The organism is Paraburkholderia sp. J12 (assembly GCF_905220215.1).
Classification (GTDB): Bacteria; Pseudomonadota; Gammaproteobacteria; order Burkholderiales; family Burkholderiaceae; genus Paraburkholderia.
The window spans coordinates 215,179-234,316 of sequence record NZ_CAJMZC010000003.1; the positions used below are offsets into that span (position 1 = coordinate 215,179).

At 67.6% G+C, this 19,138-nt stretch carries 23 protein-coding genes; 16 read left to right on the forward strand and 7 right to left on the reverse strand.

Annotation, left to right across the window (positions count from 1 at the left end; all coding sequences use genetic code 11):
* Window positions 1-84: 84 nt before the first annotated feature.
* The 3 genes from U5760_RS09700 (at window position 85) to U5760_RS09710 (ending at window position 2,732) form a co-directional block, all read left to right on the forward strand.
* Window positions 85-342, forward strand: a complete 258-nt coding sequence (locus U5760_RS09700; RefSeq protein WP_322011342.1) for a DUF4148 domain-containing protein — start codon at window positions 85-87, stop codon at window positions 340-342.
* 335 nt (window positions 343-677) lie between these two features.
* Window positions 678-1,979, forward strand: coding sequence for an NCS2 family permease (locus U5760_RS09705; protein WP_322011344.1), 1,302 nt, complete (start codon window positions 678-680; stop codon window positions 1,977-1,979).
* A gap of 222 nt (window positions 1,980-2,201) precedes the next feature.
* On the forward strand, window positions 2,202-2,732 hold the full coding sequence (locus tag U5760_RS09710) for a cytochrome b (protein WP_322011345.1): 531 nt from the start codon (window positions 2,202-2,204) through the stop codon (window positions 2,730-2,732).
* A 114-nt stretch (window positions 2,733-2,846) separates the two neighbouring features.
* Here the strand turns inward: U5760_RS09710 and U5760_RS09715 are convergent, their stop codons facing one another.
* Both U5760_RS09715 and U5760_RS09720 read right to left on the reverse strand, forming a co-directional pair.
* On the reverse strand, window positions 2,847-3,140 hold the full coding sequence (locus U5760_RS09715) for a DUF1488 domain-containing protein (protein WP_322011347.1): 294 nt from the start codon (window positions 3,138-3,140) through the stop codon (window positions 2,847-2,849).
* 235 nt (window positions 3,141-3,375) lie between these two features.
* Window positions 3,376-3,588, reverse strand: coding sequence for a DUF2964 family protein (locus U5760_RS09720; RefSeq protein WP_322011348.1), 213 nt, complete (start codon window positions 3,586-3,588; stop codon window positions 3,376-3,378).
* A gap of 232 nt (window positions 3,589-3,820) precedes the next feature.
* On the opposite strand from U5760_RS09720, the gene U5760_RS09725 reads away from it, so the two are divergent.
* The 3 genes from U5760_RS09725 (at window position 3,821) to U5760_RS09735 (ending at window position 7,254) form a co-directional block, all read left to right on the forward strand.
* Complete coding sequence (locus U5760_RS09725; protein ID WP_322011350.1) at window positions 3,821-5,740, forward strand: sigma-54-dependent Fis family transcriptional regulator; 1,920 nt, start codon at window positions 3,821-3,823, stop codon at window positions 5,738-5,740.
* A gap of 78 nt (window positions 5,741-5,818) precedes the next feature.
* Window positions 5,819-6,949: a VIT1/CCC1 transporter family protein gene (locus U5760_RS09730; protein ID WP_322011352.1), complete on the forward strand. Its 1,131-nt coding sequence runs from the start codon at window positions 5,819-5,821 to the stop codon at window positions 6,947-6,949.
* Complete coding sequence (locus U5760_RS09735; protein ID WP_322011353.1) at window positions 6,946-7,254, forward strand: 2Fe-2S iron-sulfur cluster-binding protein; 309 nt, start codon at window positions 6,946-6,948, stop codon at window positions 7,252-7,254. Before U5760_RS09730 ends, U5760_RS09735 begins: the two co-directional genes overlap by 4 nt.
* A gap of 116 nt (window positions 7,255-7,370) precedes the next feature.
* On the opposite strand, the gene U5760_RS09740 is transcribed toward U5760_RS09735, so the two are convergent.
* On the reverse strand, window positions 7,371-7,664 hold the full coding sequence (locus U5760_RS09740) for a DUF4148 domain-containing protein (protein ID WP_322011354.1): 294 nt from the start codon (window positions 7,662-7,664) through the stop codon (window positions 7,371-7,373).
* A 342-nt stretch (window positions 7,665-8,006) separates the two neighbouring features.
* Here U5760_RS09740 and U5760_RS09745 point away from each other — a divergent pair, with 342 nt between their 5' ends.
* A complete protein-coding gene (locus U5760_RS09745) occupies window positions 8,007-8,264 on the forward strand; it encodes a DUF4148 domain-containing protein (RefSeq protein WP_322011355.1) in 258 nt (85 codons plus the stop codon).
* A gap of 164 nt (window positions 8,265-8,428) precedes the next feature.
* On the opposite strand, the gene U5760_RS09750 is transcribed toward U5760_RS09745, so the two are convergent.
* From U5760_RS09750 to U5760_RS09760, 3 genes are all read right to left on the reverse strand, one after another.
* A complete protein-coding gene (locus U5760_RS09750; RefSeq protein WP_322011356.1) occupies window positions 8,429-8,623 on the reverse strand; it encodes a YqaE/Pmp3 family membrane protein in 195 nt (64 codons plus the stop codon).
* Between the two features lie 49 nt (window positions 8,624-8,672).
* Window positions 8,673-8,867, reverse strand: a complete 195-nt coding sequence (locus U5760_RS09755; protein ID WP_042339429.1) for a DUF1653 domain-containing protein — start codon at window positions 8,865-8,867, stop codon at window positions 8,673-8,675.
* Between the two features lie 91 nt (window positions 8,868-8,958).
* Complete coding sequence (locus U5760_RS09760; protein WP_322011357.1) at window positions 8,959-9,636, reverse strand: TetR/AcrR family transcriptional regulator; 678 nt, start codon at window positions 9,634-9,636, stop codon at window positions 8,959-8,961.
* 64 nt (window positions 9,637-9,700) lie between these two features.
* Between U5760_RS09760 and U5760_RS09765 the strand changes: the two genes are divergently transcribed.
* From U5760_RS09765 to U5760_RS09775, 3 genes are all read left to right on the forward strand, one after another.
* Window positions 9,701-10,333 (forward strand): glutathione binding-like protein, encoded by a 633-nt coding sequence (locus U5760_RS09765; protein ID WP_322011358.1) that lies wholly within the window; start codon window positions 9,701-9,703, stop codon window positions 10,331-10,333.
* Between the two features lie 203 nt (window positions 10,334-10,536).
* A complete protein-coding gene (locus tag U5760_RS09770; RefSeq protein ID WP_322011360.1) occupies window positions 10,537-11,778 on the forward strand; it encodes an FAD-binding oxidoreductase in 1,242 nt (413 codons plus the stop codon).
* 99 nt (window positions 11,779-11,877) lie between these two features.
* Window positions 11,878-12,090, forward strand: coding sequence for a hypothetical protein (locus U5760_RS09775; RefSeq protein WP_028229149.1), 213 nt, complete (start codon window positions 11,878-11,880; stop codon window positions 12,088-12,090).
* A gap of 61 nt (window positions 12,091-12,151) precedes the next feature.
* Here U5760_RS09775 and U5760_RS09780 read toward each other — a convergent pair whose 3' ends face one another.
* Window positions 12,152-12,877: a GntR family transcriptional regulator gene (locus tag U5760_RS09780; RefSeq protein WP_322011363.1), complete on the reverse strand. Its 726-nt coding sequence runs from the start codon at window positions 12,875-12,877 to the stop codon at window positions 12,152-12,154.
* Between the two features lie 170 nt (window positions 12,878-13,047).
* Here U5760_RS09780 and U5760_RS09785 point away from each other — a divergent pair, with 170 nt between their 5' ends.
* The 6 genes from U5760_RS09785 to iaaH all read left to right on the forward strand — a co-directional run bounded on the left by U5760_RS09785 (window position 13,048) and on the right by iaaH (window position 19,019).
* Entirely contained in the window at window positions 13,048-14,304 is a 1,257-nt protein-coding gene (locus tag U5760_RS09785; protein ID WP_415914071.1) for a cyanate transporter, read from the forward strand.
* A 257-nt stretch (window positions 14,305-14,561) separates the two neighbouring features.
* The gene (locus tag U5760_RS09790; protein WP_322011364.1) at window positions 14,562-14,933 is read left to right on the forward strand and encodes a hypothetical protein; all 372 of its coding nucleotides are present in this window, start codon (window positions 14,562-14,564) and stop codon (window positions 14,931-14,933) included.
* Window positions 14,934-15,278: 345 nt separating this feature from the next.
* Window positions 15,279-15,941 (forward strand): NAD(P)H-dependent oxidoreductase, encoded by a 663-nt coding sequence (locus U5760_RS09795; protein ID WP_322011366.1) that lies wholly within the window; start codon window positions 15,279-15,281, stop codon window positions 15,939-15,941.
* 380 nt (window positions 15,942-16,321) lie between these two features.
* Window positions 16,322-16,537, forward strand: coding sequence for a transcriptional regulator (locus tag U5760_RS09800; RefSeq protein ID WP_322011368.1), 216 nt, complete (start codon window positions 16,322-16,324; stop codon window positions 16,535-16,537).
* A 64-nt stretch (window positions 16,538-16,601) separates the two neighbouring features.
* Window positions 16,602-17,537: a ferritin-like domain-containing protein gene (locus tag U5760_RS09805; RefSeq protein WP_322011370.1), complete on the forward strand. Its 936-nt coding sequence runs from the start codon at window positions 16,602-16,604 to the stop codon at window positions 17,535-17,537.
* 27 nt (window positions 17,538-17,564) lie between these two features.
* Window positions 17,565-19,019, forward strand: coding sequence for an indoleacetamide hydrolase (gene iaaH / locus U5760_RS09810; protein ID WP_322011372.1), 1,455 nt, complete (start codon window positions 17,565-17,567; stop codon window positions 19,017-19,019).
* Window positions 19,020-19,138 lie beyond the last annotated feature (119 nt).

Consider the following 19,138-nt stretch of genomic DNA (forward strand, 5'->3'; position numbering starts at 1 on the left):
ACCAGGACCCGGGACTTTCCCCTTTCGTTTATCGAGATACGGCCTATACTAATTAGGGTAATCCCTAATACGAAAGGTATCGCCATGTTCTCCCTCTCGCGCATCACGCTCGGCCTGCTGGTGGCCGGGTGCTCGCTCGCGTCGGTTTCGGCTTTCGCGCAGACCTACGATCCCTCCGCCCCGAAGACCCGCGCCGAAGTCCGCGCCGATCTCGTCGAATGGCGCGCGGCCGGCTACGATCCGCTGGACTGGATCGACTATCCCGAGAATGCGCAACGCGCAGGCGCCATCGTGGCGCAGCGCCGCGCCGCCCGCATGGGCGCGATGGCCCCCGCGCAGTAACGCGACGCGCCACTGCAGAAACCGCATGACCCGCGCCAGGCCCTGACCTGCCGCACCGCAACACCGCCCGCATGGCACGAACCTTTGCGGGCGCATCGATCTGCCTCCTTGCGCGAGGCAGCGTTCGCTTTGTGCACCGGCACGAGCGCATCGAACAGCCCTTCCCGCCGCACCGCCCTGTTGCACCCGCTCCACGCCCGCTGCCGCAATTCGGCACTTTGCCGACAAGCTTGTTTACAATCCCGCCCGTAGCGGTGCTGTCCACGCAACCGCAGGCAACCGCCGCCGCTCTTCACAACAACGCAATCCGCTCGACACTCAGGGGGCCGATCCATATGGACGCCATCAAACGCTATTTCGGTTTCGAAGAAGCAGGCACCAACCTGCGCACCGAACTGCTAGCCGGTTTCACCACCTTCCTCACGATGGCCTACATCATCTTCGTGAACCCGGCCATCCTCGGCGACGCCGGCATGCCGAAGGAATCGGTGTTCGTGGCCACCTGCCTCGTTGCGGCGCTCGCCTCGATCGTCATGGGCCTCTATGCGAACTACCCGATCGCGCTCGCGCCGGGCATGGGCCTGAACGCCTACTTCGCCTACGCCGTCGTCAAGGGCATGGGCTTCACGTGGCAGGCAGCGCTCGGCGCCGTGTTCATCTCCGGGTGCCTGTTCTTCATCGTCACGCTGCTGCGCGTGCGCGAGGCGATCATCAACGGCATTCCGCATTCGATCCGCGTGGCGATCACAGCCGGCATCGGGCTCTTCCTCGCCATCATCTCGCTGAAGACCGCAGGCATCATCACGGGCAACCCGGCCACGCTCGTCACGCTCGGCAACCTCGGCGACCCGCACGCGATCCTCGCCATCATCGGCTTTTTCGCCATCGTCACGCTCGACGTGCTGAAGGTGCGCGGCGCGATCCTGATCGGCATCGTGGGCGTCACGATCCTCTCGTTCTTCTTCGGCGGCAACCAGTTCCACGGCATCTTCTCCGCACCGCCCTCGATCGCGCCGACCTTCGCGCAGCTCGACATCAAGGGCGCGCTCTCCACGGGCGTGCTGAACGTGATCCTCGTGTTCTTCCTCGTCGAGCTGTTCGACGCCACCGGCACGCTGATGGGCGTCGCGAACCGCGCGGGCCTGCTCGTGCACGGCAAGATGCACCGCCTGAACCGCGCGCTGCTCGCGGACAGCACCGCGATCCTCGCGGGCTCGGTGCTCGGCACGTCGTCGACCACGGCCTACATCGAAAGCGCCTCGGGCGTGCAGGCGGGTGGCCGCACCGGCCTCACGGCGCTCACCGTGGCCGTGCTGTTCCTCGCGTGCCTCTTCGTCGCGCCGCTCGCGGGCGTGGTGCCCGGCTACGCAACCGCGCCCGCGCTGCTCTACGTCTCGTGCCTGATGATGCGCGAGATCGCCGGGCTCGACTGGGAGGACGCCACGGAAGCCGTGCCGGCCGCGCTCACCGCGCTCACCATGCCGTTCACGTATTCGATCGCGAACGGTGTGGCGTTCGGCTTCATCTCGTATGCGGGCCTGAAGCTCCTGACGGGCCGCGCGCGCCAGGTGAAGGCGATCGTCTGGATCATCGCCGCGGTGTTCCTGTTCCGCTACTTCTACCTCGGCGGCGAATAAGCACGGGAAGTACGCAGAAGTCAGCCGTACATCGGGCGGCCCTGGGGCCGCCCGATGCGTTTTTGCGGGAGAGGTTCGTCACGGTCGGCCGCTTTTACCCCTGCGCGTCAAGTCCGCCGGCCGGCCAACTGCACGCCGCACCCGGACCTCCTTATCATAGGGAGAAACGGCCCCATATCGGCCCCTACGCCAATACGTTTCCCGACACCAGGAGAGTGCCCTGTGGCCACCTTCCCCGCCGCCGACCGCTATTCCCGGCCCGCCATCTTCTTTCACTGGGCCATCTTCCTGCTCGTCGCGCTCGCGTATCTGGCCATCGAAGTCCGCGGCCCGAAGGGCTCGGACAGCCGCGCGTTCTGGAGCAACGTGCACTTCTGGGCGGGCACGCTCGTGCTCACGCTCGCCGTGCTGCGACTTCTATGGCGCCTCTGGCACGGCGCACCGGCCGAAATCGACGCGAACCGCCTGCTCGCGTTTCTCTCGCGGCTCGTGCAACTCGCGCTCTACCTTTTCATCTTCGTGCAGCCGCTGCTGGGCATCCTGATGATCAACACGGGCGGCCATCCGGTCACGCTGGCCGGACTCGATCTGCAAATCACGCTGGCGGGCCCCGATCCCATTGCGCGCAAAGCGATCAAGGACGCGCACGTGCTGATCGGCAATGCGTTTTACTGGGTGATCGGTCTGCATGCGTTCGCGGCCATCGCGCACCATCTCGTGCTGCGCGACAACACGCTGCGGCGCATGATCTGAGCGCACAAACGCAACGCCGGGCAGGAAGCCCGGCGGCAGGGATCGTACAGGCGAAGACATGGGCGAACCATCGCCCACGAGAGGAAACGCCCGCCAGCCCGGCGGGCGCCGTGTTCAGGACACCGAGCCGTGCGCCTGCACGAAGCGGACGTAACCGCTACGCAGCACGAGGCATTGCGCGCGCGTCTCGGAAAGCAGCCGGCGTGCAACCGCCTCGATGCGCTCGCGGTGATGATCGAAGGCATCGAGCATGTCTTCGGCGCGCGGCGAAGCCGCTCCGAAGTGATCCTCCAGCGCCGCGGCCGTGATCGTGCACTCCACCCTCTCCCCATCGACCATGGCCGGAAACGCCAGGGTCAGCTCAGGCCCCGAATACTCGGGCACTTCATCCGGAAAAATGATCTGCATGGGAATGGCCTTCGGTAGAGGGTGAACGGGCCGCGCTACAGATGCCCCTCCCTGGCGCACGCGGATAAGCTCATCAGCCGCCATCTCCAATGTGTGACGCGATACGTTTGCGGCGGTTGATTGGATTCACTTTAGACGACTTCTGCCGAGCCGCAAGTCCCACGTTGCCGCACTGGGGAAAATACGTGCCCTGGCCCCATCCGGGGGCCATTTTCTGCCGCCCGCGACCCGTCCTTCAGGTTTCGCGATGCCGATGTTCTTCCACGTCCCTCGGGTGCAGCGTCAACATCACCACGAACGCGACAATGCCGCCCGCTATCGTCGCGGCGCCATACAACACGAGGTTGTCGAGGTCGAAAAAGAGTCCGTGGATCACGAGCGCCACGCCGAACAGCGCGACGAACGTGGCGAGCGTCGCCACGACGATTCTCAATTCGCTTTGCACCATGATCGTCTCCGCAAGACGGAGCCGGCGCGCACGCATTGCGCGTCCACGCTTGAATCCTGGCACTCGTGCAGACAAAGGCAAGTCGAAAATACCCCGGTCGCGCCGACAGCCGGAACGCGGATCTGGCGCCGGCGCTTATCCTGTACCATGAGACGACGTTCGCGCCGTGCGCACCGCCATGCTGCAACGCAGCGGCGCGCACCGCGGGCGCCCAGAACAACTGGAGACACGAGTGACCCGACGCCCCGTCACGCCGCACGACGCGGCCCACGCGGACGCAATCGCGCAGGCTCACGCGCGCTCGCGCGCGATTGGCCTGCGCGCCGCCGAAGCGCCCGAGTTCGAGGCGCTGCGCGCGGGCGAGTTGCGCGATCTCATCGACACGAACCACACGCTCTATCACCAGGCCCGTCCGGTGATGGACGCCCTGCACGCGCAAATCGTCGATACGCAGAGCATGGTGCTGCTCACCGACCGCAACGGCGTGATCCTGCACAGCCTCGGCGACACGGACTTCGTCGAGAAAGCGCGGCGCGTGGCGTTGCGCCCGGGCGTCTCCTGGTCGGAGCGGCATCGCGGCACCAATGCGATCGGCACGGCGCTGGTCGCGGGGCAGCCCACCACGGTCCACGCCGACGAGCATTTCCTGCGCGCGAACCACATCCTCACCTGCTCGTGCGCGCCGATTGCCGATCCCTACGGCCGCACGCTCGGCGCGCTCGACGTGAGCGGCGACTCGCGCGGCTTTCACAAGCACACGCTGGCGCTCGTGCGCATGTCGGCGCAGATGATCGAAAACCAGCTCTTCAACAGCGATTTCGCCGATGCGGTGCGCCTGCAGTTTCATGCCCGCGCCGAGTTCATTGGTACGCTCTACGAAGGATTGGCCGCGTTCGCGCCCGACGGGACCCTGCTGTGCGCGAACCGCAGCGCGCTGTTCCAGTTCGGCGCGCCGCTCGCGGACCTGCGTCAGCGCGACTTCGCCGCGCTCTTCGGCATCGGCTTTCCCGCCTTCATGCAGCAGTTGATGCGCGCGCCCGGCGATCTGCTCACGCTCACATTGCAAAGCGGCGTGCGCGTGCTCGCGCGCGGCGCGCCGGGCACTGCGCTGAGCCTGCGGGATACACCGGGGGCACCGGCTGCACCGGCCTCCGGCAAGCGCACGCCGCCGCGTCCGCCCGCTGCGGAAGACAAGACATCTGCCGTGCCGCAACCCACGCTCGCCGAACTCGATACCGGCGACGCGCGCGTGCACGCCGTCCTGCAGCGCGTGGCGCGCGTGCGGGGCCGCGATATCCCGGTGCTCGTGCTCGGCCGCACGGGCACCGGCAAGGAATGGCTCGCGCGGGCGCTGCATGAGGACTCGCCGCGGCGCGATGCGCCTTTCGTCGCGCTCAACTGCGCGGCGCTGCCCGAGACGCTGATCGAAGCCGAGCTCTTCGGCTACGAGGACGGCGCGTTCACGGGCGCGAGACGCCGCGGCAGCCCGGGCAAGATCGCCCAGGCGCACGGCGGCACGCTCTTTCTCGACGAAATCGGCGATATGCCGCTCGCGCAGCAGGTGCGCCTCATGCGCGTGCTCCAGGAGCGCACGGTCGTCCCGCTTGGCGCGAGCCGCGCGGTGCCGGTGGACCTGCGCATCGTCTGCGCAACGCATCGCGACCTGCGCGCGATGATCGCCGAGGGCACCTTCCGCGAGGATCTCTACTACCGCATCAACGGGCTGGTCGTCACGTTGCCGCCGCTCGCGGAACGCAGCGATCTCGACGCGCTCGTCGAAAGCATGCTGGGCGCCGTGCGGCGCGAAGTGCGCGAAGCGCCGGCGCGTCTTACGCCCGCCGTGCGCGACGTGTTCGCACGCTGCAGATGGCCGGGCAATCTGCGCCAGCTCGCCAACGTACTGCGCACTTCGGCGATCCTTGCCGAAGGCGAAGCGGCCATCGATCTCGACCATCTGCCCGAAGACCTGCTGGACGATTGCGAGAGCGCGACACTGCCTGCGCACACGTCGCGCCCCGGCCGCCTGGAAGAGTGGCAGGCAGCACTCGTGGAAGAAGCGCTCGCGCGCCATCGCGGCAACGTCTCGGCCGCCGCTCGCGAACTGGGCCTCGCGCGCAATACGGTCTATCGGCACATGCGGCGGCGGCGCTAAAGTCGGACAGGTAGCCGTGCGCGCGCGGCGCCTGTGCGCCAGGTTAAGCTTGGCGGACTCCCTTTCCGCTCGCGCCTCATGGCCTCCGCCCACGAACTGAAACGCTACCGGCGCCACCTCGCCGACGAACTCGACAGCGCCGCCGTCTACGACACGCTCGCCCACGCCGAACAGGACAGCGAGCGCAGCAGGATCTTCGCGGAACTCGCCGCCTCCGAGCGCGAGCATGCGCACGTCTGGCTGGAAAAGCTCGCGGCCAACGGCGTGCATCCGCGCCCGCACCGGCGCAGCGCGAAAACCCGGCTCCTCCAGACGCTCACGCGCCTGTTCGGCGCCTCGATCGTGCTGCCCACCGTGGCCGCCACCGAATACGCGGACCGCGACCGCTACGCCCACGAACCCGGCGCCGAAAAACTCTCGGCGCAGGAACAGCAGCACGCAGCCACCATCCAGGCGATCGTCGCGAACAAGGCGGCGCGCGGCAAATCGAAAGGCCAGCAGATCGCCGCTGCGGAGTCGTGGCACAAGGGCGCGACTTCGGGCAACGATCTACGCGCCGCCGTGCTCGGCGCCAACGACGGGCTCGTCTCGAACTTCTGCCTCATCATGGGTGTGGCGGGCGCGGGCAGCGGCAACCGCACGATCCTGCTCACCGGGCTCGCGGGACTCGTGGCGGGCGCCTGCTCGATGGCGCTCGGCGAATGGCTCTCGGTGACCAACGCGCGCGAGCTGGCGCGCACCCAGCTCGCCAAGGAAGCCGACGAACTGGAGCACACGCCCGACGCCGAGCGTCATGAGCTCGCGCTGATCTACCAGGCGAAGGGGCTCGACGCCGACGAAGCGCGCCGCGTTGCCGCGCAGATCATGCGCGACCCCGATCAGGCGCTCGATACGCTCGCGCACGAAGAGCTCGGCATCGACCCGAAGGAGTTGGGCGGCAATCCGTGGTCGGCAGCGGCGGTGTCGTTCTGTCTTTTCTCGCTGGGCGCGGTCTTTCCGGCGGCGGCGTTTCTCTGGGCGCAGGGAACCTCGGCGATCGTCCAGTCGATACTCTTGAGCGCGCTCGGACTGGCGGCGGTGGGCGTGTTCACGTCGCTCTTCAACGGCCGCAGCGCGGCGTTTTCGGCGTTCCGGCAGATCGCAATCGGCCTCGTCGCCGCGGCGTTCACCGCCGGGGCCGGGCGCTTGCTGGGGGTATCGCTTTCGTGACGAAGGATCGGGACGAAACGACCGTGCCGCGCGTGCGCGTGGAACCGCTAGGTGTCACGTTCGAGGCGCCGCCGGAACTCACGCTGCTCGAAGCAGCGGGATTTGCGGGCATACGCCTGCCGCGCATGTGCCGCAACGGCACCTGCCGCACCTGCCTGTGCCGCGTGACAAGCGGCGAGGTGCGCTTCACGATCGAATGGCCGGGGCTCAGCCGCGAGGAAAAAGCGGACGGCTACGTGCTCACCTGCGTGGCCGTCGCGCAAACCGATCTCGTGCTCGACGCGCCGGATGCATCGGTTTCCTGACGAATCTGCTTCCGGTCCATCAGGCTTGAAATTCAGGCGCAAAAAGCAAGAAGCCCGCGGCTTGCACCGCGGGCTTCGACTTCCTTTGCAGGACGCTATGCGCCCGAGCTACGTGCTCAGGATCCGCCGAAGTACACGGCATGCGGGCCGCCACGCGCGGCTTCCGACACGTAGCCCGCACCGGCCATCGACGAGGTGCCGCTGACACCGCCGAACGAACCGTCGTTCTGCACGGCCGGGGCGCTCACGGCTTCGCCGCCTGCGGCCTGGTTGTGGCTCGTTTGCTGGAATTCGATGAGTTGCGCGCGCACCTGATCGCGCGTGAGGCCCTGGTCGGCGGACTGGGCGAATGCGGCGACGGGCGCCGCAAGAACAACCGCCACGGCGGCGGCATAGACGAGCGATTTCATGGGTGACCTCCGGATTGTTCGAGTTGCCTGCGAAACCGCAGCGATACCGCTCGGCTGCGAGCTTGCAGACGGTGACTCGATTCTAGGCAAGCGCCCAAGCCGGATATATGCCGTTGTCGGCGAATTCCCATTGCGTGTTTCGTAATAATCGGCGGCGTCCGGCGCCCCTCCCAGGCCCTTTTTACCTCTATTTGTATGAATAATCGGGGTGCGACTGTTGTCGCCAGGAGAACACTGAATTCGCTTTTTAGGTATTTACCCTAATCTGGAAAACGCTTACATTGACGTCATGGGCAAAGCCTTCCGGGTCACGCCCCCTAAACAAAATATTGGAGGTTCGTCATGAAATCGCTTCTCAAGGCAGTTTTGGTCGCCGCCGTGCTGGCCGTTCCGGCCGCATCGTTTGCCCAGTCGCAGCAGCCCGTTACCCGCGCCGAAGTGAAGGCCGAACTCGCGCAACTGCGCGCCGCCGGCTACGATCCGAGCGACTGGATGCACTACCCCGACAACATTCAGGCCGCCGAAGCCAAGGTCGCAGCCGAAAAGGCCGCAACCGCCTACGGTCCCTCGACCAGCGGCACGTCGCAATCCGGCCAGTAAGCTGTAGCGAGTTTGAACGCCGGCCCGGAGCCGGCGCGATGCCCAGCGCATCGAACCGTATTGAAAGCATCAGGCCCGCCCCTCGAAAGAGTTGGCGGGCCTGATGCTTTTCGGGCCGCGCAATGGCACCTGTAGCGCCGTTCCCGGTGCGGCAGCGTGGTGCGTCAGAAGCGCTTGCCGAGCGCCTCGTCGATCTTGCGGTCGGTTTGATACTGGCTGAGCGCGTAGACGGCCCAGATCGCGGCGGGAATCCAGCCGAGCAGCGTGATCTGCAGGATCAGGCAGATGATCCCCGCAACGGGCCGGCCGATCGTGAAAAACAGCAGCCAGGGCAGGATGAGCGCAATCAGAAGACGCATAGTCGGTTCGACCTCGGTAGGGCGGGAAAAAGGAAGCGGAGTTCGGACGTCAGTTGACGGGAGCGAAACGCGGCACGAGGGCGCCTTCGTGCTCGACGAGTTCGAAGAACACCGAAGCGGGCCGTGTCCAGATCGTGCCGTTCGCGGCGCGGTACACGATCATCGTGACCGAAGGATCGGATTCGAGGGTCGCCTCGCACACCAGTTCGTACATGCCGCCCTTGTAGTGCCGATACCGCACCATTGCGTTCCCCTCGTGGATAGCGCAAGCGATCGTTGCGCAACCTCGCTAGTTTAACCATGGATGGATCGTGCAGCCCACCGGTTCCGGGGCGTCATGCGCGGCGCGCGGGCGTATGGGCCTTCTCAGGGGCGGCTGAGGAAGACACATCGGCGCCGCAGATCAGCGCGATGCCGGCCGCCGCCGTCGCGCGCAGCGAGGCGCGCGAGTCACCGGCACGCGCGCGCAACGCGGTACTGTGCAGCAGTGCCGAAGCCACGCGCGCAAGCATCGCCGGGTCCGCTTCGGGCGGCAGCTCTCCGTGCTCCACGCCGTAACGCAGGCGCCGCTCGAATGCCTTGTCGAAGCTGCGCAGCCCCGCCCCCAGCCGCTCACGCACGGCCTCGTCGTTGACGGCCTCCACCGCCGCAGTCCCGATCAACAGACACCCGCGCGCCGTCTCGCCCGCGGGCTGGTACCACCTGAGCGCCTCGTCGAAGACGCGCATCAGGGCGTCCGGCAGCGGCAACGCGTTGTCCAGCATCGCTTCCATGGCCATGCGGCCCGCTTCCACGTAGCCCTCGACCGTCTGCAGATACAGCGCGTGCTTGTCGCCGAACGCGCCGTAGAGGCTCGGGCGGTTCATGCCCGTGGCCGTGCTCAGGTCGTCGAGCGAGGTGCCCGCATAGCCGTTGCGCCAGAACGTGTCGCGCACCTGGGCGAGTGCGGTGCCGGGATCGTAGGCGCGCGGACGCCCACGCGGACGACTATCCTTTTTTGTACTGGATTGCATAGAAATATTGGTCAGGCGATATTTTGTTCAATATAGTACAAAATCCACATGGAGGAAGATCACGATGGAACTCTACTTTGCCCCGCTCGCCTGCTCGCTCGCCACGCGCATTGCGCTCTACGAGGCCGGCGCGGACACACACTACGTGCAGGTCGATACCCAGTCGAAGCAGATGGCCGAAGGCGGCAACTTCTATTCGGTCAATGCGCTCGGCCAGGTGCCCGTGCTGCGCGAGGACGACGGCTGGCAGCTCACCGAAAACACGGCCGTGCTGCCCTACGTGGCCGACCGCTATCCCGAGGCGCGGCTCGCGCCGCCCACGGGCACGCGCGAGCGCGCGCAGATGCAGCAGTGGCTGGGCTTCATCGGCACGGAGCTGCACAAGGCCGTGTTCCTGCCGCTGCTCACGCAGGAGACCAGCGAGGCCGTGAAGGACTACGCGCGCAGCAACGTCTCCTTGCGCTTCGACCTGCTCGAACGGCATCTGGAAGGGCGCACGTATCTGCTCGACACGTTCAGCGTGGCCGATGCCTATCTCTTCGTGATGCTGAACTGGGCGCCGCACGTGCAGATCGATCTCGCCGCGTGGCCGGCCATCGCGGCCTATGGTCGGCGGCTGCACGAACGGCCCGCTGTCGCGAAGGCGTTGCGTGACGAACTCGAGCTTTTCATGCGCGAACGCGCGAAGCGTACCTGAGTATTGACGTAACGCAGGGGTAACACAGAGGCAACGCGCAAGGTTCGTGCGCTTGCGAAGCGCTCGCGTGGTGGTTACAGTTTGAGGCGCCCGCCGCGCGCCTCACCGTCGGCATTCGCCGATACGGTGTTGCGCGGCGGCCCCGATTCCGTTGCTTGCGCAACGGCATGCCCACCTCGAACTGCGCGGCAACGCGCGAGCCTATGGATTTCGACGTCATCGTTCTGGGAGCCGGCATTGTCGGCGTGAGTGCGGCGCTGCATCTGCAGGATCGCGGACGCCGCGTCGCGCTCGTGGACCGGCGCGGCCCCGGCGAAGAAACGAGTTACGGCAACGCAGGACTGATCGAGCGCTCGTCGGTGGTGCCTTACGGTTTTCCGCGCGACTTCGGCACGCTGCTGCGCTACGCGCGCAACCGCTCGACCGACCTCTACTGGGACTATCGTGCGCTGCCTTCGTACGCCACGTGGCTCGCGCGCTTCTGGTGGGAATCGTCGCCGCAGCGGCACGCTGCCGCCGCGCGCGACATGCTGCCGCTCATCGAACGCAGTGTCGCCGAGCACGACGCGCTCGTCGCGCGGGCCGGCGCCACCGCGCTCGTGCGCGCGAGCGGCTGGCTACAGGCGTATCACAGCGGGCCGCGTTTCGAGCGCGAAGCGGCGCGGGCGCAGCGCACGGCACGCGAGCACGGCCTGAGCGTGACCGTGCTAGACGCAACCGCGCTGCGCGCCCGCGAGCCGAGTCTCGCGCCAGGCTTCGCCGGTGCGCTGCATTGGCTCGATCCGAAGACCGTCGCCAATCCGGGAGCGCTTGTCGCACGCTACGCGCAGCTCTTCGCGCGAGAAGGCGGCACGCTCGTCACCGGCGACGCCACCACCCTGCGCCGCGAGAGCGACGCGTGGATCGTCGATACTGCGCAGGGCTCCCTGGCCGCACGCGAGGCGGTGCTGGCGCTCGGGCCGTGGTCGGACACGGTGTTCGAGCCGCTCGGCTATCGCATCCCTCTGCGCGCGAAGCGCGGCTATCACATGCACTACCGGCCCGAACGCGGAACGCTCTGCGCGCCCGTCGTGGACAGCGAACTGGGCTATGCCATCGCCCCCATGGAACAAGGTGTGCGGCTCACTACGGGCGTGGAGATCGCACGACGCGGCACGCCGCCCACGGGCGTGCAACTCGCGCGCGTGGAAGCCGTGGCAAAGCCGATCTTCGGACTGGGCGAGCGCGTCGATCCCGCGCCCTGGCTCGGCATGCGGCCCTGCACGCCGGACATGCGCCCCGTGATCGGCCCGGCGCCGCGCCATGCGGGCCTCTGGTTCGCGTTCGGCCACAACCATCACGGCCTCACGCTCGGTCCCGTCACGGGCCGGCTGCTCGCCGAAATGATGACCGGGACGCCCACCTTCACCGATCCCCATCCGTGGCGTGCGGAGCGCTTCGGTTGAGCAGGCAGGACTTTTTTGCCGGCGATTTTTGGTGAAGTGGTACGCGCAATTTTGTCGTGCGATAACAGCGTAATCGCAACACCCGCTGGAGCCCACGCGATGGCCACGCTCGAAGCCTTCCGCGCCGTTCTCGACGACCGGCATACGCCCGAAATCATCCGCAATCACATCATCGATTCGTTGCAGTACGCTCTGCGCAATCACGGCCAGGTGTTCGCTTCGAAGGAAGTGGAATGGCTTGCGACCTGGGACGACGCACGCATTCCGCTTGCCGCCTCGAAGGAACTGCGCAAGCGCTGCGAGCAGGTGTAGGCGGCGCGGCGGCAGCTTAAGCGCCAGCCGCCGGATCGCCGGCCGCCGGATCGCCGGCCGCTCAAACCTCCGCGAATACGGTCTTCAGGTCGCGGCCTGACCGCATGCGCACCTGCTGAACCACCCGCTCTTCCAGTTCGGCCAGGTGCTGGCGCATGGCGTCGAGCGCCGCTGTCGAATCGCCTTCGGTGAGCGCCGCGATGATCTGTTCGTGCTCGTCGGGCGCGCAAAGCGAGCCTTTGGACGGATCGAACAACGCCTTGTAGAGTTCGGTCTTCGCCACCAGCGGCGCCAGCGCCGCCACCAGTGCCTCGCCGCCCGCGAGCCCCGTCAGCAGCAGATGAAACTGCCCGGCGAGCCGCACCGCGTCGTCCACCCGCCCTTCCTTGAACGCCTTGCGCTCGCTGCGCACATGCGCGGCGAGACTGCGCCGCCCCGCGGCATCCAGCGCGCCGGAGAGGCTCACCATCACCCCCGCCTCCACCACCTGGCGCGCGCGATAGACCGCACGCACATCCTCCTCCGAAGGCGACGGCACGAACGCGCCGCGATTGGGCGCGAGCACGAGCTTGCCCTCGTGACCGAGCCGTGCGAGCACCTTGCGCAGCGCGCCGCGCGTGCAGCCGAATGCGGCGGCCAGTTCGCGCTCCACCAGTTGCTGCCCCGGCGCGAGCTTGCCCTGCAGCAGCGCGGACGAAATCGACGCATAAACGAGCGCCTCGATATCGGCGGGTTCGCCCGTTTGCGCCACGGGCAGGGAATCGGCAGGACGGGAAGCGTGGGCCATGAAAGCGTGCGGGATAGCAGGATCAGGCTGGAATTGTAGCGATGCACGCAACGCAGCGAAACACGTACCGAAGCGCTTCGGCGCGCATCCCTCATATGCCGGGCATAGCAAAATGGTCAACCATAATTTGATATCATGGTTAACCATTTTGCAACTCAAAGGTTGACCGAGTGACGTCCCGCTCCACCTCGACGGCCACCGCCAGCACGGCGGCCACCTTCGCCTGGTACGCGACCATCGTCGCGATCGGCCTCAATCTGCGCCCGCTGCTCACCTCGCTCAGTCCGCTCATGACCACCATCCGTGCGGCAACGGGACTCAGCTTTTCGGGTGCCTCGCTGCTCACCAGCCTGCCCGTCATCGCGATGGGGCTGGGCGCGTTCGGCACCGGCTGGCTCGCCCGGCGCATCGGCGAAACGCGCGGCGTGGCGCTCGGGCTCGTGGCCATCGCCGCGGCCTGCGGCGCGCGCGCCGTCGCCTCGAGCGGCGCGACCCTCATGCTGAGCGCCGCCGTGGCCGGCGCCGGTGTCGCCGTCATTCAGGCATTGCTGCCCGCCGTCATGAAGCAGCGCTTCGCGCACCGCGTGCCGCTTGCGATGGGGCTCTTTTCGGCGTCGATCATGGGCGGCGGGGGCCTCGGCGCGAGCCTCAGCCCCTGGGTCGCCCGCCTTGGCGCGTCGTGGCATGCGGGCCTCGCCGTGTGGGCGCTTCCCGCGCTCGTGGCGCTCGCGGTCTGGGCGGCGCTCAATCGCCGGGCAGGCGCGCAGGCGGGCTCAGGCCCAGCGAGCGTAAGCAGTCCCGCCGCGATTCACGTTCCCCTCTGGCGCAAGCGCCGCGCGTGGACGCTCGGCCTGCACTTCGGGCTCGTCAACGGCGGGTATACGAGTCTCGTCGCCTGGCTGCCCGCCTACTATCAGCAGCACGGCGCGAGCGTAGCGGCCAGCGGCTCGCTGCTGGCCGCGATGACCGTCTTCCAGGCCGTGAGCGCCCTGCTGCTGCCGCTCGCGGCGGCGGCGTTCACCGACCGGCGGCCGTGGCTCGTCGCCGGCCTCTGTGCGCAGTGGATCGGCGTGGTCGGCCTCGCGGTGCGCCCCGAAGCAGCGCCGCTCCTGTGGGTGGCCGCCGCGGGCGCGGGTCTCGGCGGGACGTTTTCGGTCACGCTCGTCACCGCGCTCGACCATTGCGCCGATCACCGGGTGGCGGCGCGGCTCGTCGCGTTCGTGCAGGGCGTGGGCTTCGTGATCGCCGCACTCGCCCCGCTCGTGGCCGGCCGCGTGCGCGATCTGACCGGCAGCTTCACCGCCGCCTGGATCATGCTCGCGATCTCCCTCACCGCGATGATCGCGCTCACGCTCGCGTTCTCGCCGCGCAGCTACGGGCGCTGGCTCGGCCTGCACGCGAAGGTGCCAGAGGGCCAGAACGCCTGATCCGCCGGCGCGTGTCCCGCCCTCCGTGTTCGTCCTGGAGCACTTCGGGCGCCAGAGCAAGCCTGGCCAGGCATTCACGCAACATGGGCACGCCGGCGCGTCCCAAACGTTTGCAATAGCTGCTGTATGAATGTACAGTGCGTGCAGCCTGCCGGCCTTTGATCGGGTCGCGCCGGGAGCGCCGCAAGGCACGCGCCGTCGAGCGGGCCGCCAGCAGCCTCAGGGGCCGGAAGGGACATCAGAACGGAGAAGTCGACGTGCGATTCATCTTGGCGGGGACCATGCTGTGCGTCCTCGCGTCCACCGCGCTCGCCGGGGAACACTACATCGAGATCTGGAATCCGCCCGAGGCGCGAATGCCCGAGGTACGCACGCCTGCGCTGCGTCCAGGTGCGGCCGACAAGAAGACGCCGGGGCACCACGGCGCGAAACACAAGCTCGCCTCCGCCGACCCGCCGCCCACGCGCCGCGTCGCCGAGCCCGCCTTGCGCGCTCCCGCACCCGTGATCGCACCGGCCGCGCCCGGGAGCAAGGCGTCGCCCCCCGACCACATCCCCGAGATCCCGCCGCAGATCGGCCCGGACGGCAATATCCTGCAAGTGAACTACCGCGTGCCGACCACGCACTGAGCCTCGGCGCCAACGCGCCCAAACCGTCTTCCGGAAAAAAAGCGACCCCGTCACCGTGAGGTGCGGGGCCGAATCCCATGTCAAGGAGATGTCATGGAGGAGACGGTTTCATCTTAGCCAGACACCCTCGCGCAGCCCAACCAATGGTTTCGTATATCCATATGGTGCGCTGCGCCTCGTCGCTCAGTCGCCAGGCACTGCAAGACGCATATCGGACCGCATATATCGTTAGAACAAAAAGTCGGTTCGTGCCGCATGGCGCGCTGGCTAAGATGGCGAATCAGCCCTGATTTTTCCGGTGCGAGGCTCACCTGGCACCGAGCCCCGCTATCGAAGGAGCCCCCCTTGAGCATTTCCGATACGCAACGCCGCCCGCTCGTCGTCGGCATCGGCGGCACGACGCGCGCCGCTTCGTCGACCGAACGCGCGCTCGGCTTCGCCCTGCGCGGCGCGGAGCAGGCCGGCGCCCGCACCCGCCTGTTCGGCGGCACGTTCCTGCACAGCCTGCCGCACTACGCACCCGAAAGCGACACGCGCACCGTCGAGCAGAACGAACTGATCGAAGCCGTGCGCGCCGCGGACGCCATCATCATCGCGACGCCGGGCTATCACGGCGGTGTCTCGGGTCTCGTGAAGAACGCGCTCGACACGCTCGAAGAACTGCGCGCCGACTCGCGCCCCTACCTCGACGGCCGCGCCGTGGGCTGCATCGTGACGGCCTATGGCTGGCAGGCCGCCGGCTCCGTGCTGACCTCGCTGCGCTCGATCGTGCACGCGCTGCGCGGCTGGCCGACGCCGTTCGGCGCGGGCATCAACACGCTCGAAACGCGCTTCGAGAGCGCGCAGCATTGCTCGGATCCCAAGGTGGTCGACCAGCTTGCGACGGTGGGCCAGCAAGCCGCGCAATTCGCGCTGGCCTTCAATTCGCAACACGCCGCAACGGGCGCACCCATTGCGGGCGCCGCGAACGAGGTCCGCAGCGAAAAGCGGCTAAGCCTCGCGGTTTGAACGTAGTTTGAAGACCGTTTGAATGTTCATACGCACGGCGCGGCGTCTGTCGCGCCGTTGCCTTCATGACGGGCCCGTGATCGCTCCCGCCGCAGCAAAACGTCCCCTCACAAAGCCAACGTCCGCCAGCGCACACACCTCGCGCGCCGCACAAACGCGCGCGTGCGCCATCCCACAGACGCTTTCCGGCCCGACGTCCACATTGACTCCGGGCACGCCCCTCGCGCCATCGCGCTCGCGCTGCTGACGGTTCCCGGCCGCCCCTGATTTGCTTGCGACGAAAGATTGGTTCCGTCCGCGCGCGCCTGCCCCTAACCTTGGTCGTGCCCGCGCCGCCTTGTCTGGCGCGCCACCGCAAGACCCGCAGAGATTCCGACGCCATGAACGCATCCATCCGCTACAAGGGCTACGACGTCGCCACAGCGGCACAACGGCAGCCCAACGGCCTCTACGCCGCGAATCTGACGATCGGCCAGAAGCCCGGCCACGTCCATTCGTTCGACGCGCTCGACTACTTCTTCGACGAAGAGCTCGCGCTGGCCTACGCCTTTCGCTGGGCCCGCATGTGGATCGACGAGCAACGCCGCTGCGCGTGACGCAGCAGCTTTCCTTACGGTTGTGACAGAATAGGAGCCACATCACCGACAACGATCCCGCTCCATGTCCGAAACCCTGATGCATCCGGACGAAGGCGCATCCTTCTCCGCCGACCAGGACGACGCGTTGCGTCGCTGGACCTACGACACGCCAGGGGCCATCAGGATCGGATCGGAGGAGCATCGCAAGATGTTCTGCAAGATGCTGCTCGAAACACACGATCCGTATCGCCCCGCGGTGCTCGACTGGCCGAAGCTCGAGCCCGACGCGCTGCGGCGCCTCACCTCGCTGCCCATCTGGGACATCGCCGTGCAGACCGAGGGCCGCGCCTCGATCCGCGTGCAGACCTACGCCGAAACCGTGCAGGACCCGCTCCTGCGCGCCGCGCTCGAAATGGACGCGGGCGAAGAAGCGCGCCACAAGGTCGTGCTCTCGCACCTCGTGGCGGCCTATGGCATCGAGCTCGCGCCCGAACCCGCCTACCCGCCGCCGCCCAAACCCGAATGGGCGTGGATGTTCACGGGCTACAGCGAATGCATCGACAGCTTCTTCGCATTCGGCCTGTTCCGCTCCGCGCAGCGCTCGGGCTATTTCCCCGCCGAACTCGTCGAAACCTTCGAACCCGTGATCCAGGAAGAAGCCCGCCATATCCTCTTCTTCGTGAACTGGGTGGCGTGGTATCGCAAGACCATGCCGTGGTGGCGCAGGCCCTGGCACTCGATGCGCGTCGCCGCGATCTGGTTCATGCTGGTGTGGGAACGCCTCGCGATCGCGCGCGGCATCGACGCGGACGGCGTGGCGCACGATTCGAACTTCCTGCCCGAGAACCGCGAAACGATCGGTGCCGCGCTCGAGCCGCGCGAGATGCTGGAACTGTGCCTGAGGGAAAACGACGAACGCATGAGCGGCTACGACCCGCGCCTTCTGCGCCCCACGTTCGTGCCCGCGCTGGCGCGCTTCGCGCTGCGCTTCATGAAACGCGGCAAACAGGGCGCATGAGCCCACCGGCATGAGGAGAACGGCAGCATGAGCTGGACCGTCGACAAGCAGGTCGCACTCACCTCGACGCAAGCCGTCGAGGCGATCCATGCCGGCCGGCTGAAGGCCGCCGACTATGCGGCGACCCTGATCGCGCGCGCCCATGCGCTGTCGAACCTGAATGCGCTCACGGTGCTCGACGTGGAAGGCGCGCTGGCCGCGGCGCGACGCATCGATTCGCTCGGCCCGAACGAGCGCGCACGCTTGCCGCTCGCGGGGCTGCCCGTCGTGGTGAAGGACAACATCAACACGCGCGGCCTGCAGACGGCGGCGGCCACGCCCGCGCTCGAAGGCTTCGTGCCGGCGCGGCACGCGCCTTCGGTGCAGCGGCTCGTCGATGCGGGCGCGGTCGTGCTCGGCAAGGCCAACATGCACGAACTGGCCTTCGGCATCACCAGCACGAATCTGAACCCGAGCGCCGGACCCGTACGCAATCCTTACGATCCGGAACGCATCCCCGGCGGCTCTTCGGGCGGCACCGCGGCCGCGATTGCCGCGCGCATCGTGCCTGCCGGGCTCGGCACCGATACCGGCGGCTCCACGCGCATTCCCGCCGCGCTGTGCGGCATCGTGGGCCTGCGTCCCTCGGTCGGCGACGGCGGCACGCACCGGCGCTATCACGATCCGCAGGCCGTGGTGCCGATCAGCCACACGCGCGACACGGTGGGGCCGATGGCACGCACCGTGGCCGATGTCGCGCTGCTCGACGGGGTCATCACGGGGCACGGGCCGCTCGCGCAGGCGGCCGTTGCGAACCTGCGCATCGGGCTGCCCGCGCCGCTCTGGGAAGGGCTCGAAGCGGCTCTCGAAGACGCGATGCACGAGGCCCGGGCGAAACTCGAAGTCGCGGGCGTGACGTTCGTGCCCGTGGAAATGACCGAACTGCTGACGATCAACGACCGGGTGAGCCTAGCGATCGCGCTGCACGAGCCAATCGGCGACCTGGAGGCGTGGCTCGCCGCGAACCAGGCGCCTGTGCGCACCGTGGCCGAAGTGGCGGCGCGCATTGCGAGCCCCGACGTGCGCGCGGCCTACGACGCCATTCTCGCGGACCAGATGGGCGCCGACTACCCCACGGCGCTCGCCGTCTGGCGCCCGCGTCTACAGCAGCTTTACGCGCAGACGTTCTCCGCGTGCGGACTCGATGCACTGATGTTCCCGACCACGCGCCTTGCCGCCGTTCCCATCGACGAACTGAACGGCTCCTCGCGCGTCTCGATCGAAGGCGCGGCGCCGATCGACGAAATGAGCGCCTACCTGCGCAATACCGACCCGGGCAGCAACGCCGGCATTCCCGGTCTCGCGCTGCCGGCCGGGCTTGCGTACGGGCGGCTGCCGGTGGGGCTGGAACTGGACGGCCCAGTCGGCTGCGACCGGCGGCTGCTCGCCATCGGGCTCGCGTTCGAGCAGATACTGGGCACGCTGCCCGCACCGGTGATCTGAGCGGCGCTACGCGGGCGTTTCTGCGTGTCTTTCACGCGAACGCCGCACGCTTTCCGCTACACTCCCCGCTGCCTGTCCGTGGTGCCGCGCCGATACATCGATACGTCGATACGCTGGCG